The organism is Mycobacterium attenuatum (assembly GCF_900566085.1).
Lineage (GTDB): Bacteria > Actinomycetota > Actinomycetes > Mycobacteriales > Mycobacteriaceae > Mycobacterium > Mycobacterium attenuatum.
This window is the reverse complement of sequence record NZ_UPHT01000095.1, coordinates 1-16727: the sequence shown is the minus strand read 5'-3', so window position 1 is coordinate 16727 and position 16727 is coordinate 1. Positions and strand designations below refer to the sequence as shown.

Sequence of the window (16727 nt, the reverse complement as noted above, 5' to 3'; positions counted from 1 at the left end):
CAGCTCTGCTGCGGTAACATCGGGTCAACGTCTGGAGGTAATCAAAGTGGGCAGTCTCAGTCCGTGGCACTGGGCGATCCTCGCCGTCGTGGTGATCGTGTTGTTCGGCGCCAAGAAGCTCCCCGATGCGGCGCGGTCGTTGGGCAAGTCGATGCGCATCTTCAAGTCCGAGATGCGGGAAATGCAAAGCGAGACCAAAAACCAGCCGCCCGCCCTCGACACCAACCCGGCCAGCCCAACGCCGGTGCAGTCGCAACGAGTCGAGCCTCCGGTGAGCACTGAGCCGGGTCACACCGAGGCGCGGCCGGCTTAGCCCGGCAACCACCGTTTCGGTGCCCAAGCGTCACTGATCGAACGTGGGGAATGGTTTCCGGGCCTCAGCGCGTGCCGCCACTGTTCTTAAACGGCTGAACCCCCGTAGCAGGCGCAGCCGCGTCAATCCTGACGCAACGATGTCGCTGGTCGACCATCTGACCGAGTTGCGGACCCGGCTGCTGATATCGCTGGCCGCCATCCTGGTCACCACGATTTTCGGGTTCATCTGGTATTCGCATTCGGTGTTCGGGCTGCAGAGCCTGGGCGAGTGGCTGCGCCACCCCTATTGCTCGTTGCCGCAGTCGGCGCGGGCCGATATCAGCGCCGACGGACAATGCCGGCTGCTGGCCACCGCACCGTTCGACCAGTTCATGTTGCGGCTCAAGGTGGGAATGACGGCCGGCGTCGTGCTGGCCTGTCCGGTCTGGTTCTACGAGCTGTGGGCATTCATCACGCCGGGGCTATACAAGAAGGAGCGCCGCTTCGCGGTGGCGTTCGTGATCCCGGCGGCGGTGCTGTTCGTGGCCGGGGCAGTGCTGGCGTACCTGGTGCTGTCGAAAGCGCTGGGCTTCCTGCTGACAGTCGGCAGCGACGTTCAGGTGACCGCGCTGTCGGGCGACCGGTACTTCGGCTTCTTGATCAACCTGCTGGTGGTGTTCGGGGCCAGCTTCGAATTTCCGCTGCTGATCGTGATGCTCAACATGACGGGCATGCTGACCTATGAACGGCTCAAGTCCTGGCGGCGCGGCCTGATCTTCACGATGTTCGTGTTCGCGGCGGTGTTCACGCCCGGATCCGACCCGTTCTCGATGACCGCGCTCGGGGTGGCGCTGACCGTGCTGCTCGAGTTCGCCATCCAGATCGCCCGGCTGCACGACAAACGAAAAGCCAAGCGGGAGGCGCTGATTCCCGATGATGAAGCGTCAGCCATCGATTCCCCCGAGCCGGTACCGGCGCCCTCGGTCATCGGCGGATCACATGACGACGTCACCTAGCGATCGCATCAGGGCGGTGGGGTGACAGATCTGCCCGAGCTGGCACGGTTCACTGCCGAGCTGCCCTTCTCGCTCGATGACTTTCAGCAACGTGCCTGCGCCGCCCTGGAATGCGGCCATGGCGTGCTGGTCTGCGCGCCCACCGGCGCCGGCAAGACGGTGGTCGGCGAGTTCGCCGTGCACCTGGCTCTGGCGGCCGGGGGCAAATGCTTCTACACCACACCTCTGAAAGCCCTGAGCAACCAGAAGCACACCGACCTGACGGCGCGCTACGGCCGCGACCAGATCGGACTGCTGACCGGAGATCTCTCCGTCAGCGCCAACGCGCCCGTCGTGGTGATGACCACCGAGGTGCTGCGCAACATGCTCTACGCCGATTCGCCTGCACTGCAAGGTCTTTCCCACGTCGTGATGGACGAGGTGCATTTCCTGGCCGACCGGATGCGCGGGCCGGTGTGGGAGGAGGTCATCCTGCAACTGCCCGACGAGGTGCGGGTGGTCAGCCTGTCGGCGACGGTCAGCAACGCCGAAGAGTTCGGCGGCTGGATGCAGACCGTGCGGGGTGACACGACGGTCGTGGTCGACGAACACCGGCCGGTGCCGCTGTGGCAGCACATCTTGGTGGGCAAGCGCCTGTTCGACCTGTTCGCCTACGACGCCGACGCCGAACAGCCTCGTGTCAACCCGGACTTGGTGCGTCACATCGCGCATCGCCGCGAGGCCGACCGGATGTCGGACTGGCAGCCGCGCCGGCAGGGGGGAAGAGGAGGCCCGGGGCGGCCGCGCTTCTACCGTCCGCTGCCGCGGCCGGAGGTGATCGCGAAGCTCGACTCCGAGGGGCTGTTGCCGGCGATCACGTTCGTGTTCTCCCGGGCCGGGTGCGACGCCGCCGTCCAGCAGTGCCTGCGCTCGCCGTTGCGGCTGACCGGCGAGGACGAGCGCGCCCGGATTGCCGAGGTGATCGATCACCGCTGCGGCGATCTGGCCGACGCCGACCTGGCGGTACTCGGCTACTACGAGTGGCGCGAGGGCTTGTTGCGCGGTCTGGCCGCCCACCATGCCGGAATGCTGCCGGCATTCCGGCACACCGTCGAGGAGCTTTTCGCCGCCGGCATGATCAAGGCCGTGTTTGCCACCGAAACGTTGGCGCTGGGCATCAACATGCCGGCCCGCACTGTGGTGCTCGAGCGGCTGGTGAAGTTCAACGGTGAGCAGCATCTGCCGCTGACGCCGGGGGAGTACACGCAGCTGACCGGCCGGGCCGGCCGGCGCGGTATCGATGTGGAGGGTCACGCGGTGGTGATCTGGCATCCCTCCGACAACACCAGCGAGCCCGCTGAGGTCGCCGGCCTGGCCTCCACCCGGACCTTCCCGCTGCGCAGCTCGTTTGTCCCGTCGTACAACATGACGATCAACCTGGTACACCGCATGGGCCCGCTACAGGCGCACCGGTTGCTGGAGCAGTCCTTCGCCCAGTACCAGGCCGACCGATCCGTCGTCGGACTGGTCCGCGGCATCGAACGCGGCAAACGGATGCTCGACGAGATCGCCGCCGAACTCGGTGGCCCGAACGCGCCGATCCTGAACTATGCGCGGCTTCGCGCACGGGTGTCGGAGCTGGAGCGTTCGCAGGCCCGGGCGTCGCGCCTGCAGCGCCGCCAGGAGGCCAACGACGCGCTGGCGGCGCTGCGCAAGGGAGACATCATCACCATCACGCATGGCCGGCGCGGGGGGCTGGCGGTGGTGTTGGAGTCCGCCCGCGACAGCGCCGACCCGCGGCCACTGGTGCTGACCGAAAACCGGTGGGCTGGGCGCATCTCGTCGGCCGACTATTCGGGCGGGGCGCCGCCGGTCGGATCGATGGCACTGCCCAAGCGCATCGAATACCGCCAGCCGCGGGTGCGCCGGGATTTGGCGTCGGCGCTACGGTCGGCGGCCGCGGGCCTGCCCGCGCCGGTTGATCGCCGCGGCAGGAAGCGCACGAGTGAGGACCCGGATCTGGAATCGCTGCGCGAGCAGCTGCGCCGCCATCCCTGCCACCACGCTGCCGATGTCGAGGTTCAGGTTCGCCAGGCGGAGCGTTACCTGCGCATCGAACGCGATAACGCGCAGTTGCAGAGCAAGGTTGCCGCGGCCACCAACTCGCTGGCCCGCACCTTCGATCGGATCGTAGGCCTGCTGACCGAGCGGCAGTTCATCCACGGACCGCCGACCGACCCCGAGGTTACCGACGACGGCCGGTTGCTGGCTCGCATCTACAGCGAAAGCGACCTGTTGGTGGCCGAGTGCCTGCGCACCGGCGCCTGGGCGGGTTTGAAGCCGCCCGAGTTGGCGGCGGTGGTTTCGGCGGTGCTCTACGAATCGCGTGGTAGTGACGAACCATCCAGTGTGGAGGCACCCACACCGGGGTTGCGCCAGGCGCTCAGGCAGACCGCGAGGCTGTCGGCGCAATTGCGCGCCGACGAGCAGACGCACCGGATCAGCCAGAGTCGGGAACCCGACGACGGTTTCGTCAACGTCATCTATCGTTGGGCGCGCACCGGTGATCTGGCGGCCGCATTGGCTGCCGCTGATGTCAGCGGCACCGGGTCACCTTTGTCGGCAGGCGATTTCGTGCGCTGGTGCCGGCAGGTGCTCGATCTGCTGGACCAGGTGCGTAACGCCGCTCCGGACCCCGAGGTGCGCGCTGTGGCAAAGCGCGCCATCAACGACATCCGGCGCGGCGTCGTCGCGGTTGACGCCGGGTAGGCTGGCCCGGAGCTACGGTTATGTCCGGAATGTGACCGCAGGAGGACCAGGAGAAGCAATGAGCGGACCGCAGGGATCAGACCCCAGGCAGTCGTGGCAGCCGCCCGGGCAGGGCGATCATTCCTCGGACCCGACGATGGCCGGGTCACCGTGGCAGCAGCAGCCGACTCAGGATGCGACCTGGCAGACTCCCGCCTACACGCCTGCGGAGTACCCGTCGTACCAGCAGCCGGTGGACCCGGCGTATCCGCAGCAGTATCCGCAGTCCGCGCCCGCCTACGGGCAGCCCGATTTCGGTTCGCAGGCGACCCAATTCGGGGCACCTCCGCAGTTCGGCCAGCCCGGGCAGTACGGTCAGGCGGCCCAGCCCGGCCAATACGGCCAGCCGGCACAGTACGGCCAGCCCGGCCAGTACGGGGCGCCCGGCCAGCCCGGCCAATACGGTCAGCCAGGTCAATATCCCGGGCAATACGCTCCCTACGACCAGGCGGCGAAGAGCTCCAAGCGTTCGATGGCGATCATCGGCGGTGTCGTCGGCGTGATCGTCGTGCTGGTCATCGGCATCGTCTTGGTAGTCGGTTTCTGGCAACCAGGGTTCTTTGTCACCACCAAATTGGATGTGAACAAGGCCAACTCGGGCGTCCAGCAGATCCTGACCGACGAGACCAACGGCTACGGGGCCAAGAACGTCAAGGACGTCAAGTGCAACAACGGGGTCAACCCCACCGTCAAGAAGGGCGCCACCTTCGAATGCACCGTCAGCATCGACGGCGCGTCCAAGCACGTGACGGTGACGTTCCAGGACAACAAGGGCACCTACGAGGTCGGCAGGCCGCAGTAACGGTCACGATGCCTGTCATGCTGGCAGTGCGTCCAGTGCTTTCTGTAGCCGGGTAAACGACGACCCGACGCCGTATCGAGTCGCTAGTTCTGCAGTGCGCGCCGGGTCGGCGGCCACCAGCGGTAGGGCATCGGTGGGCGTCGAAAGCTGCACCGGCGAGTCGGTGGCCACCCGCACCACCGAACCGGCGACCTCGATGTAGTCCGATGCGCCAAGCACTTTCGCTCGCAAACCCTTGGCCATCCCCGACTTGGGGTCGTGAGCGGCCGCCATGATCTGATCCAGCGAGCCGTGCGCGGCCAGCAGGGCGGCTGCCGTCTTCTCGCCGACGCCGGGTACCCCGGGCAGCCCGTCGGAGGGATCGCCGCGCAGCAACGCCAGTTCGGCGTAGGCCGATCCGGCCCGATCCGCCGGCAAGCCGTACCGTTCGGCCACCTCCGCGGGCCCGAACAGGGTGGCTTTGGACAGCCCGCGCCCGAGGTAGAGCACCCGAACCGGCACCGGATCGTCGGCCACCACCTGCAGCAGGTCACGGTCGCCGCTGACGACGACCACCGGATCGTGGCGTTCCTGCGCCGCCAGGGTGCCGATCACGTCGTCGGCCTCGAAACCCGGTGCGCCGGCCGTCGGGATCCCGTATGCGTCAAGAAGTTCCATGATCATGTCGACCTGAGGGGTGAGCTCGTCGGGCACCTCTTCGATGTCGGGCCGGCCTTCGGGTTCGGTTTCGGCGACGCGGTGCGCCTTGTAGGACGAGATGAGGTCCACCCGAAACTGTGGCCGCCAGTCCAGATCCAGGCACACCACCAGCCGGCCGGGCCGATGCTGGGTGATCACCACCGCCATCGAGTCGATGAACCCGCGCACGGCGTTGACGGGCCGGCCGTCAGGGGCGGTGATCGATGACGGCACGCCGAAGAACGAGCGAAACCACATGCTGGCGCCGTCCAGCAGCAGCAGGGGAGCGGACATGTGGGCAATCCTGCCAGGCCGCGCGAGCGCGGTTAGCCTGGCTGCCATGAACTCTCGCCGATTCGACTCCGCGGTGTACGAGCGACGGTTGGCTGCGGCGGCCGCCAATACCGCCGATGCCGGTCTGGCCGGCCTGGTGATCACCCCGGGATACGACCTGCGCTACCTCATCGGTTCGCGCGCGGAGACGTTCGAGCGGCTCGCCGCGCTGGTGTTGCCGGCCTCGGGTGAGCCGACTCTCGTCGTGCCGCGGCTAGAGCTCGCCACGTTCAAGGAGTCTGCCGATGCTCTGGGGCTGGGTGTGCGGACCTGGGTCGACGGGGATGATCCCTACCGACTGGTGAGCGCCGCGCTGGGCGGTGGCCCGGTGACGACGGCAGTCAGCGATTCCATGCCGGCTTTGCATCTGCTGCCGCTGGCCGCTGCGTTGGACGTGCTGCCGGTGTTGGCCACCGACGCGCTGCGCGAGCTGCGAATGATCAAGGAGGAAACCGAGATTGACGCGCTGCGCCGGGCGGGTTCGGCCATCGATCGGGTGCACGCCCGGGTTCCGGAGTTGCTGGTGCCGGGCCGTACCGAGGCCGACGTCGCCGCCGATATCGCCGAAGCGATTGTCGCCGAAGGGCATTCGGAGGTGGCGTTCGTCATCGTCGGCTCCGGCCCGCATGGTGCCGACCCGCATCACCGGTTTTCGGACCGCACGCTGCAGGCGGGTGATGTCGTCGTGGTCGACATCGGGGGGACCGTCGAGCCCGGATACCACTCCGACTGCACCCGGACCTACAGCATCGGCGAACCCGAACAAGTTGTGGCGCAGCACTATTCGGTTCTGCAGCGGGCGCAGCGCGCCGCGTTTGAGGCCGTGCGACCCGGTGTAACCGCCGCCCAGGTCGACGCCGCGGCCCGTTGCGTGCTGGCCGAGGCTGGTTTGGCCGACTATTTCGTGCACCGCACCGGGCACGGCATCGGGCTGTGCGTGCACGAAGAGCCCTACATCGTGGCCGGCAATGACGTGGCGTTGGCTGCGGGCATGACGTTTTCCATCGAGCCGGGCATCTACTTCCCGGGCCGGTGGGGGGCCCGCATCGAGGACATCGTGGTGGTAACCGAGAACGGTGCCCTGTCCGTCAACCAACGGCCGCACGAGCTGACCGTGGTGCCGGTTTGATGTCGGCGGTGCCGGGTAGGTTGGCGTCGTGTCGCTGTTGGATCTGACTCTGCTTCCGTTACGTATCGCCCGCCATGTCGCGGATGCGGTGGTGCGCCCCGCGTCGCCAGCACCGCCTGCCGAACTGGTCGTAGTCGACGGGATGCCGGAGGGGGTGCCGCCGGCCGCGCGAAAGCCCGAGCCGAAGCTTCCGGTGCCGTCGGGATGGCCGTTCGGCGAGGAGTTCCCCCGTACCTGCGGGGCGGCTCGGGTGGCCGGCGGGGCGTTGTTCTGGACCGACTTTCTCTACGACGACCACGGTGCGACGGGCCTGCCGGTGGGTGATCTGAAAGTCCAGGCGCCGCCGCGGGGCACCTACGTCTATCCGGCCGGGCCCGCGGCCGGCAACGGCGCCGACATCTTCCGCGTCGCGATCGGGCTCACCGAGACCCACACCTGGTGGCGCGTCGACTGGAACACGCTGGTGGACGCGACCGTGCCGATCGCGCTGTTCACCTTCGACACCGACCGGGGCCGGGCCGCCTCGGCCGACTGGCCGGCCGGGGCGGGGGTGCGTTCGGCGGGCATCGACATGGCCCTGCTGGTGTCGGGCCGCAGCGCCCGGCTGATCGACCTGACCACGCAGGTTGCCACGCCCGTCGAGCACAGCGTCGACCTGCCGGCGCGGTCGTTTCTGGCGCAGGTGCCGCGGTCGGTGCTGGAGCCCACCGGTACCTGGACGGTTCGCTTGGCCGCGGGACTGGCCAACGCCGCAGGCGATGGGTTCGCCGACGTGCCCGCCGAGCACGGCGCGCTGCCCGGTCAGCCCAACGTCTACAACGTCGCGTTTCGTACCCATGATCAGGAGAAGCCGCATCTGAACTTCTGGTCCGACGCGGCCCAGGCCGCCGCGCTGACCAGCGGTGACGTTTCCGAGTTCGCGGTGGCGGTGCAGTGGGACCGGCTGGCGGCCCGCGAGACCGCTGCCGAGCCGGTGATCACCGGACCGTCGACCCGCTGGTACGTGTCCTCGGTGGAGCTGGGTCAGGGCGTTGCCGATGGCACGGTTCTGGACACCGATCCCCAGTTTCTGGGTCGGGTGCAGCCGTATTCGGTGTGCCTGCCGTCGACGTATGCGCCCGGGCAGGCGCTACCGCTGACGCTGTTGCTGCACTCGCTGGCGCTGGGGCAAACGCAGTTCGCCGCGATCGACCCGCGCCTGCTGCACGAGGTGTGCGAGACTCGCGGCTCGGTGGTGGTCACGCCGCTGGGCCGGGGCCCGTCGACGTGGTACTTCGACGCCGGCGAACTCGACGTGTGGGAGGTGTGGGCGCGGGTGGCCGAGCAGTTGGGCACCGATCCCAACCGCACGGTCATCTCGGGATATTCGATGGGCGGTTATGCCGCCTACAAGCTGGGGCTGAGCTATCCGGAGGTGTTCGCCCAGGCCGTGGTGCTGGCCGGGCCGCCGACGTGTGGGGTGCGGCTGCTGCCCAACGTCGACATTCCGGCCGATTTGAACCTCGATTCGCATTGTGCCCGTGAGGGCGACACCTGGGAGCTGCTGGGAAACGCTCGCTGGTTGCCGTTCGTGATCGCCCACGGGTTGATCGACGAGTTGGTTCCGTTCGCCTCGGCCGCCGAGCAGGTGCTGGAACTGGACCGGCTGGGCTATCGCTACCGGTTTACCGTCTATCCGCTCGAGGATCACATCGCCTGGGTGCTTCAGGACAAGTTCGACGATCCGATCGCGCACATGGGAACCGTTCTGCGCCAAGCGGATCCGGGTCACATCACGTTTGCGTGGTATCCGCAATTGGTGCGTGCGGACCTCGGTATCGGGCCGCACCAGGTGTGGTGGTTGTCGGAGTTGACCGCCGATCCCGCCGTGACTGCCAGGCGCGGGGCCACCGCGGAGGTCGATGCCCGCTCGTATGCGCGGCCGGACCCGATGCACAGCATTCGCCGGCACCGTGGCTTTGCCCCGCACTTCGACCCGACACCGGGTCTGTACACCGAATTGGATTGGCGGGTGGACGGTCCGGCTCCGGTGCTGCCGTATCTGACGTTGCGGCTCACCGGGGTGGCCAGCCTGACGGTCGATGTCGAGCGGGCCGGGCTGGCGTCGTTGCCGTCGTCGAGCATCGCGGTTGCGTCTGATACTGCCGCGCAGATCACCCTTGGCGGTTTGGCTGACGGCGTGCAGGTGCGGCTGGATGGTGAGTTGGCCGGGTCGACGGTGGCGATACCTGCTGGGCGGCACCAGGTTTCGCTGGCGCGAACGGGTTAGCGAGTGCGGCGGCAGCTAGGCGCAGCTTCACTGGCCACGAAGCTGGTCTTTGATGCTGAACCCGTTGCTGTCAGTGCGGTGGTTGTTCATATTGCGGCATTCGCCGGAAAGCTCGATCGCCCCGTCGGCGCCGAGAAATGGGCTTACGCCGATAGTTGCCATGACACCATCTTTGTGAATCACCGTTCCGAACAAGTGCTGTCCCGGCGGCACGCCGGATGACCAACCGTGAGCCACCATCGTCGCCGCGACTTGCTCGAAGTAGGCGCTGTGGTCGATTCCAGAGGGAGCGATTGAGGTCATGTCGACTCCGACTGCGGTAGGGGTAGGGTGGGTCGCCCTGATCGTTGCAGGACTCCCCGCTGAATCCTCCTGAAACATCTTGCAGACCAGCTATTTTCGTAAGGTTGTTTGGCCGGCTCGAGCACCTGCGCCATGGCCTGCTCGTCGGAGAGCGGATGCTCGGGGCGATCAGCATCGTGCGCAAACGGATACATAGGAGAACAACCTCCCAACAGGAAAACCATTGTCAGCGCTACTGCCGCAAGCCGGAGCAGGCCTGGCCGGCGGAAGCTACTTGAACTCATGGTCATTGGTGACGGAGTCCCCTGGCCGGTCCCATTCGGGGTCGACAGTAACAGGTGTGGTGATCTCGACGTGCGGTAGCGGAATCGTTCCCAGAGGGGTATGCACCTGGGTCGGGGTAGAGATTCGTTCTTCGGCTCGGGGTGGAGCTAGCATTCCTTTCCCTGCGAGATTGTTTCCATGGCCGACAGTGATTTCGGTGATATTGTGCAGCGCCTCGCTGCCCTTGTTGTAGTAGTGCGAATGGTCGTTGAACCACGGGGTCACGTTGTGCGTGCCGGCGACTTCGGCGCGGAAGCGCACCGACCCGAAACCGTCGTGAGCGGGATCGGTGCCCAGTCCCGCTAATGGCCCGAGAGGGGTGCCGAGTGCGTCGTTGACCCAATTGGGCACCGCACTTCCTGATTCGCCGATCCAGCTGATCGCGTCGGTGGAGGCGGCACCCACATAGACTTGCCCGCTGTTGAGGTGAAAATCAGCGGCGCTGTGCGCAAGATTGGTTCCCGGGCAGCCGATCAACACGGCGTCGTTGGCGCGCATGCCGCTGTTGGCGAACGCATCGGCGACTGTGGTCGATCCGTAGGAGTGCCCGATGACGGTTACGTGCGACGGAGTGCCACCTTCGTGGCTAACTGCTAGGCCGTTGACGTCGGCGGCCAGCACCGCACCCCCCCTGGCGCGCCATCCACGGAGTGCCGGCCTGTTGCAGCTTGGTCGGGTCGGTCACGGCCGCTTCGGGACTTTGGAACTCGAACGCGGGAGCGTCACAGCCCATCCAGGCGATCACTGAGGTGGAATCCAACCGCAACCTCTCGAAACATCCTCCAGCCCAGCAGTTCTGGTAATCTTCTTGGCTGTCTCGACTACTTGACTACTTGATCCATGGCATGTTCGTCGGCGAGCGAACGCTCGGGGTGATCGGGGTCGTTCCCAAACGGATACATCGACGAACAAACTCCGGAGGCGAAGATCGCCGCGGTCAGCGCCGCAAGGCAGACCAGCCATCGTCGACGATGGCTGATTGACATCACTCCACACGAAGAAAAGGGCCGCTCGTCAAGAAAGCAACCAGTACGGGATGCATTGCTGTCGTTCAAACTTCATCCTCCACGTAGCTGGTCGCTGATATTGAGCCAGCGGGCGTGACGATGGTCGCCCATGTTGCGACACTCGCCGGAAAGTTCGACATCGCCATCCGCGCCGAGAAAGGGGCTCACCCCGATGATTGCCATGACGCCATCTTTGTGGATCGCCGTTCCGAACGGGCGCAGCCCAGGTGGGGGGCCGGCCAACCAGCCATGCGCCACCATCGTTGCGGCCACTTGCTCAAAGTAGGCGTTGCGATCCATGCCGGCGGGGACGTTAAACTTGACGTTTACGCGGCTACGGAAGGGCGGATCGCCCTGGTCGTTGCAGGACTCCCACCCAAATTCTCCCGAGACGTCCTGTAGTCCAGCTACTTTGGCGATCTGTTTCGCTGGCTCGATCACCTGCGCCATGGCCTGCTCGTCGGAGAGCGGATGCTCGGGGCGATCAGCATCGTGCGCAAACGGATACATCAGTGAACAACCTCCCAATGGGAAAGCCATTGTCAGCGCTACGGCCGCAAGCCGCAGCAGGCCTGACCGGCGGAAGCTACTTGAACTCATGGTCATTGGTGACGGAGTCCCCTGGCCGGTCCCATTCGGGGTCGACAGTAACAGGTGTGGTGATCTCGACGTGCGGTAGCGGAATCGTTCCCAGAGGGGTATGCACCTGGGTCGGGGTAGAGATTCGTTCTTCGGCTCGGGGTGGAGCTAGCATTCCTTCCCCTGCGAGATTGTTTCCATGGCCGACGGCGATTTCGGTCATGTTGTGCAGCGCCTCGCTGCCCTTGTTGTAGTAGTGCGAATGGTCGTTGAACCAGGGGGTGACGTTGTGCGAGCCGGCGACTTCGGCGCGGAAGCGCACCGACCCGAAACCTTCGTGAGCCGGATCGGTGCCCAGTCCCGCCAATGGCCCGAGAGGGGCGCCGAGTGCGTTGTTGACCCAATTGGGCACCGCGCTACCTGATTCACCGATCCAGCTGATCGCATCGGTGGAGGCGGCACCCACGTAGACCCGTCCGCCGTTGAGGTGAAAATCAGCGGCGCTGGGCGCAAGATCGGTTCCCGGGCAGCCGATGAGCACCGCATCGTTGGCGCGCATGCCGCTGTTGGCGAACGCGTCGGCAACTGTGGTGGACCCATAGGAGTGCCCGATGACGGTCACGTGCGATGGGGTGCCACCTTCGTGAGTAACTGCTAGGCCGTTGACGTCGGCAGCCAGCACCGCGCCACCCTGGCGCGCCATCCACGGTGTGCCGACCTGTTGCAGCTTGGTCGGGTCGGTCACGGCCGCTTCGGGACTTTGGAACTCGAACGCGGGAGCGTCATAGCCCATCCAGGCGATCACTGAGGTGGAATGGGTTGGGTCGGCTTTGGCCGACTGGTCGTAGAGGTTGATGGCGTCGTTATGTGCGTCGTACAACCAGCCTCCTTTCACGCTGCTGTTGGTGCCGGGCACAATGACGGAGGTGTTTTGTGCTCTGTCGGGGTTGCCGATTGCGATTGCCGCTCTGCCTTTGCCGTTGAAGGCGAGTGGATCGTATGCCCACAACATGACAGGCCTCGAGCGGGCATCCGAGCCGGCCTTGTCGTGGTTGAGGCCCTCGTTAGTTTTTACCGCGTTCTGATACCGGGTGATGTCTGCGGCGGTGAGGCCGTACTTGCCGGGGTTGCTGAACACATCGTTGTCCCGGTTGTTGAGCGCGTTGTCCCGAAGGCTCTCTGGCGACAGTCCATGCTGTCCGGCGATCTCCTCGACGCGGCGGAGGTCGTCGTTCATCACCGCGACGTTGACCTGATCGCGTACCTCGGCCGGAATGCCATTGAGGTTGCCTAACTCCTGCGGGTGCTGATCGACCAATAGGCGTCGTTGCTCGTCGCTGAGTGAATCCCACCAGCGCTTGACCTGCTCGGGGTTGGTGTCAGCTGGTGGGATCAAGAGTTCGTCGGCTACTTCTATCTCTGCCGGGTCAACGCCGTCGGCGCGCAGATTGTCGAGCCCGCTTTGCAGGATCGCCGAGTAACTGTCGCGAATGTGGTTGAGCTGGGCCAGCACTGCCCGCGTTTCGGCAACGGCGTCGTCGCACAGCGCATTGGCCTCATCTTGATCATCGTTGGCGAGGGCCTCACCGATCTCGCAGTCGATATCCTCAAGGTCCTGCTCGAGCGCCGAGATGTACCAGCCGGCGGACCGTTGCGCCTCGGCCAGGGCGGCCGCGATGTTCTCTAAATCGACACCGATCCTCGGCAATTGCGCGGCCTGGAGCTTCAGCGACGTGGTTACGCGTTGCACCTCGGCGGAGTCGTTGATTGGGTGATCACCGTTCTCCCGGTTCCAGGCCCATTCGAAACGCTGCCGCGCCTGATTGAATGCTGCGTCGGCCTCGGCCGTCGAGACGCCCGCGTCATGGAAAGCTCTGGCTAGATCGGAAATCTGAGCCGGGTGACCCGCTTGGAGGCTCCTGTTGACCGCCCACGGATCGCCGCCGGCTTCGGCAATCAGGAGGGCGATGCTTATGTAGCGGAGTTCCATTGGATCACCGGATGTATTGCGGCCCAACGTTTCTCGTTCTGCAGCCTATTCTTCCGCGGCGGCTGGCGCGCTATTGTCCAGTTGCGCGTCGGGCGGATGACGCTGCCGGTGTCGACCAACATCACGAACTCATCCTAGCGAGCTGTGCGGTCGCAATGCTTGCAGTGCATCGGCGCCGGCTTGGCACACCCCATCGAGCAGGGCGCCGATAACCTTGTGGCGGCGCGGATCTCGGCAACAATCGCCGAAGCCGTCGCCGGCTGCGCCGCTCGCGCGTGCTCTTGTTTCGATAGCGCTGATTTCCTGGGGGTACTGGTCGACCAACACGGCGTCGCTGCAGATTGCTGGGCGGATCCCGCCAACGCTTGGACTGGTCCTGGCGTCGGGATCAAGAATTCGTCTGGTCGGTCGACCTGCGGTGAATTGCCGACCCTCGCCACATCATTAGACTTCCCGAGGATGGAGACCGGTGAGCTACGCGTCGATGTCTATCAGCTCAGAGCCTCGGCGAGCCAGTGGCGTGAGCTCAGCACTAGGTTCAGCGTCCTGGCATCACCGACACCGGGGCGGCCGTGTCAACCCACGACCGCGGCGGTGGGCGGCGCTCATACGGCGGTCGGCCTCGCCGCAGAAGTATTGATCATCCGGACCCAGGCGACGACCGGTGCGGTGAAGGCAGGTGCCGAGGGGTATGGCAGCAACGAAGTGACGGCGGCGGGGGAGATGGCGGCCGTGCGACCGCGGATGGTGTAGATGCTTCCGACCCTGTCGCAGCTTCAGGCCTGGGATACCGAGCATCTCGTCGATGCGGCCCACTACTGGTCCAGGACCGCCGACCTGTGGGAGGACGTGTTCCTGCAGGTGCGCAACCAATCTCACACCATTGTCTGGGACGGCGCTGGCGGCGAGGCGCTGCGAGCGCGAACCGGCGGTGATTTGGTGATCGTCACCGCCAAGGCCGACCAGCTGCGTCAGGCCGCGGTCATCGCGCGTGAGGGCGCCGGAACCATCGGCGCCGCCCAACGGCGGGTCATCTATGCCGTCCAAGACGCCAACGACGCCGGCTTCAACGTCGGCGAAGACCTCTCGTCGCCGACACCCGAACCAGCCGCACCGCCGCAGAACAGGCATCTCGTCAGGCACAAGCACAAGCTTTCGCCGCCGACATCCGCCAACGCGCCACGCAGCTCATCGGGGCCGAACACGAAGCAGGCGCCAAGGTCACCGCTGCGACGGCCGGAATTGCCACCACTAGCTTTCCGGAGACCCCCCACGACCACAAACCTCGCATCCAGGCCGTCGACCACACCTGGAAACAAGAGCCGCCACCGCCGCAGCCGCCGATGTCGCGTGAGCAAGCTGCCGCTGGGTTGAAGGATGTCAACAAGAGGATATGGGAGCACAACCATATCTATAAGCCTTTTATTGAGTCACTGCCTTCCAGCGATCCACGAAGAGCTGATTTCCATGTCGAAACCCAACTGCTTAACGCCGAAAAGCAACACTACCTAGACGTCTTACCGCAGCAGCACCCGCCCACGAATGTAATCGGCCCGGGCGGAGTCAACCTCCCCGGTGTTCCGCCTGGAGTTATCTCAGACACCCCGGCGAAATCTGGACAAGGTTGGATCTATTCGATAACGCCAAATCAACCAGGCATTGATCCACGCGTCGTATCGATCCGAGTGATGGAACCAACAGCCCAGTACCCGCACGGGTATTTGAATTACCTCAATATCATGGGTCAAGAAGTGGACCCGTTTACTGGTCGGACGGTGTCATCTTCAGATCCCTTTGCGCATATACCCGTGCCAAACTGATGATAGGATCTTTCATATGAACGCTTATTCGATTCGTGAACTTTATGAGTTCGCGCCGGATGTCATGCTGACTACAGTTTCTAAGGCGAACCCATTAATCGAGCAGGGCGCTCTAAATGAAGCCGAGTTTATCGATATGCGCCTTTCGCCGCAGCGCTCGCGCGCCGGAATTATCTTCGATATCCGATGGAGCGGTTTCGAGGATTCAAATACTGCTCTCGTCGTGCTAACGGGTGTCGGGAAGGTCGATTGGTCGAACGATGCCAGTCGCCAGTATCCGTGGTACTCCACACGAGGCTATTGGACACCGACAACGTCTAATATCCCTCCGCTGATCGCACCGAATGGTGGCGACATATGGGCAAGAGACGCGGATCGTCCCGGAACAGTTGCTGATCCAAGGGCGATGCCCGCCATTGAAAAATTGACCGAGTACGTCTTGAAGTTCGATTGGTTGTCCATGTCGGGACTAACCGCTCGGATCTACATCGGACACGTCGATGGCCTAGACGGCGCGCCGCCGGACATGACGGAGTTGTCCGATGCAGAAATAATCGCCGGATTCCCCCAGTGGGAATCAGTGATGGAGGTGCGCGAGCAGTACACGTATTCGCCATGAACGAGGCTCGTACTGCAAGACCCGATGGCTGCCGCCGTCTGGCGAAAGTCTCACGAATCGCCAACATAAACCAAGGCAATCCGACCGTGCCCGGCGGTGGACAGAAGGGGGTGATCACCATGTATCCCCTGGCAGGGGGTAGTGGAGCAGTAGAAATTGGGCCGAACTGGACCTGGACACCACCATGGGTGAACAACTATGTCCCCATCAACTGATCCGGCAGAAGGGCAGCGACAGTTCGCCTCCGATGTGCTGCAAAAGTTGTCGCGGCACATCGTGATTAAGAACGCGGAGAATGCCGGGAGAGAAGCGCCGGGATACTACGTGTTTTTGGTTTCCCATGCGTGGACCGAAGGTCCCCTGATGTACCTGGTGTACCAGGCGTCACCGTCAGAAATTACTTGGGGCCTTGTCCGTGACACCAGGAAGTCCCTCATAGATCCTGGGCCGTGGACCGACTTTGATGATCCGGCGTTGTATTACTACCTCCTCGACCTTGAAGAGGGCTGGTCGGGTCCGGTTTGCGTTGAGCCGCAGGATGATCTAGACACCATCCACTGGCGAGGTGATCAAACCGAAGGCCTCCCCGACCGTGTGTCAGACCTGAGTTAGGACACCTCTGTTGGATTTCGAGCTCAGAATTGCTGTGGCCTGCTGGTTTGTGTGGCGGAGGGCGGGTTTTGGCTTACTAACCGGGTAGGGTCCGGTGAGTGTTTGTGCGCAAGGTGCGCACCGCTTCGGGTGCGGTGGCGGTGCAGGTGATGCGCAAGTCGGGCC

The 16727-nt window shown here is 64.7% G+C and carries 14 protein-coding genes and 2 pseudogenes; 10 read left to right on the top strand and 6 right to left on the bottom strand.

Annotated elements, in window-relative coordinates:
* Window positions 1-46: 46 nt before the first annotated feature.
* The 4 genes from tatA (at window position 47) to EET13_RS16015 (ending at window position 4899) form a co-directional block, all read left to right on the top strand.
* Entirely contained in the window at window positions 47-313 is a 267-nt protein-coding gene (tatA, locus tag EET13_RS16030) for a Sec-independent protein translocase subunit TatA (protein WP_122443211.1), read from the top strand.
* A gap of 139 nt (window positions 314-452) precedes the next feature.
* Entirely contained in the window at window positions 453-1310 is an 858-nt protein-coding gene (gene tatC / locus EET13_RS16025; protein WP_244603940.1) for a twin-arginine translocase subunit TatC, read from the top strand.
* 21 nt (window positions 1311-1331) lie between these two features.
* Window positions 1332-4058 carry a DEAD/DEAH box helicase gene (locus EET13_RS16020; RefSeq protein ID WP_122443209.1) on the top strand — a complete coding sequence of 909 codons (2727 nt, stop codon included), beginning with the start codon at window positions 1332-1334 and terminating at the stop codon, window positions 4056-4058.
* A 58-nt stretch (window positions 4059-4116) separates the two neighbouring features.
* Window positions 4117-4899: a DUF4333 domain-containing protein gene (locus tag EET13_RS16015; RefSeq protein WP_122443208.1), complete on the top strand. Its 783-nt coding sequence runs from the start codon at window positions 4117-4119 to the stop codon at window positions 4897-4899.
* Between the two features lie 15 nt (window positions 4900-4914).
* On the opposite strand, the gene EET13_RS16010 is transcribed toward EET13_RS16015, so the two are convergent.
* Window positions 4915-5871 carry a 5'-3' exonuclease gene (locus tag EET13_RS16010; protein WP_122443207.1) on the bottom strand — a complete coding sequence of 319 codons (957 nt, stop codon included), beginning with the start codon at window positions 5869-5871 and terminating at the stop codon, window positions 4915-4917.
* Window positions 5872-5917: 46 nt separating this feature from the next.
* Here EET13_RS16010 and EET13_RS16005 point away from each other — a divergent pair, with 46 nt between their 5' ends.
* On the top strand, window positions 5918-7039 hold the full coding sequence (locus EET13_RS16005; protein WP_122443206.1) for a M24 family metallopeptidase: 1122 nt from the start codon (window positions 5918-5920) through the stop codon (window positions 7037-7039).
* Between the two features lie 28 nt (window positions 7040-7067).
* Window positions 7068-9308, top strand: a complete 2241-nt coding sequence (locus tag EET13_RS16000; RefSeq protein ID WP_122443205.1) for an alpha/beta hydrolase-fold protein — start codon at window positions 7068-7070, stop codon at window positions 9306-9308.
* Between the two features lie 27 nt (window positions 9309-9335).
* Here the strand turns inward: EET13_RS16000 and EET13_RS31575 are convergent, their stop codons facing one another.
* The 5 genes and pseudogenes from EET13_RS31575 to EET13_RS15980 all read right to left on the bottom strand — a co-directional run bounded on the left by EET13_RS31575 (window position 9336) and on the right by EET13_RS15980 (window position 13511).
* The gene (locus EET13_RS31575; RefSeq protein WP_244603939.1) at window positions 9336-9611 is read right to left on the bottom strand and encodes a hypothetical protein; all 276 of its coding nucleotides are present in this window, start codon (window positions 9609-9611) and stop codon (window positions 9336-9338) included.
* Between the two features lie 270 nt (window positions 9612-9881).
* Window positions 9882-10689: pseudogene (locus tag EET13_RS15990) on the bottom strand (alpha/beta hydrolase); the annotation flags it as partial.
* A gap of 67 nt (window positions 10690-10756) precedes the next feature.
* Window positions 10757-10921, bottom strand: a complete 165-nt coding sequence (locus tag EET13_RS30415) for a hypothetical protein (protein WP_168990798.1) — start codon at window positions 10919-10921, stop codon at window positions 10757-10759.
* Between the two features lie 72 nt (window positions 10922-10993).
* A complete protein-coding gene (locus EET13_RS15985) occupies window positions 10994-11452 on the bottom strand; it encodes a hypothetical protein (protein WP_122443204.1) in 459 nt (152 codons plus the stop codon).
* A 76-nt stretch (window positions 11453-11528) separates the two neighbouring features.
* Entirely contained in the window at window positions 11529-13511 is a 1983-nt protein-coding gene (locus tag EET13_RS15980; protein WP_122443203.1) for a putative alpha/beta hydrolase, read from the bottom strand.
* Between the two features lie 459 nt (window positions 13512-13970).
* On the opposite strand from EET13_RS15980, the gene EET13_RS15975 reads away from it, so the two are divergent.
* From EET13_RS15975 to EET13_RS15955, 4 genes and pseudogenes are all read left to right on the top strand, one after another.
* Window positions 13971-14264, top strand: coding sequence for a hypothetical protein (locus EET13_RS15975; protein WP_122443253.1), 294 nt, complete (start codon window positions 13971-13973; stop codon window positions 14262-14264).
* Window positions 14265-14720 (top strand): annotated as a pseudogene (locus EET13_RS31570) (hypothetical protein); the annotation flags it as partial. It lies immediately after the preceding gene.
* A gap of 627 nt (window positions 14721-15347) precedes the next feature.
* The gene (locus tag EET13_RS29895; RefSeq protein ID WP_133163583.1) at window positions 15348-15950 is read left to right on the top strand and encodes a hypothetical protein; all 603 of its coding nucleotides are present in this window, start codon (window positions 15348-15350) and stop codon (window positions 15948-15950) included.
* A gap of 198 nt (window positions 15951-16148) precedes the next feature.
* A complete protein-coding gene (locus EET13_RS15955; RefSeq protein ID WP_122443202.1) occupies window positions 16149-16562 on the top strand; it encodes a hypothetical protein in 414 nt (137 codons plus the stop codon).
* The last annotated feature ends 165 nt before the right edge of the window (window positions 16563-16727 follow it).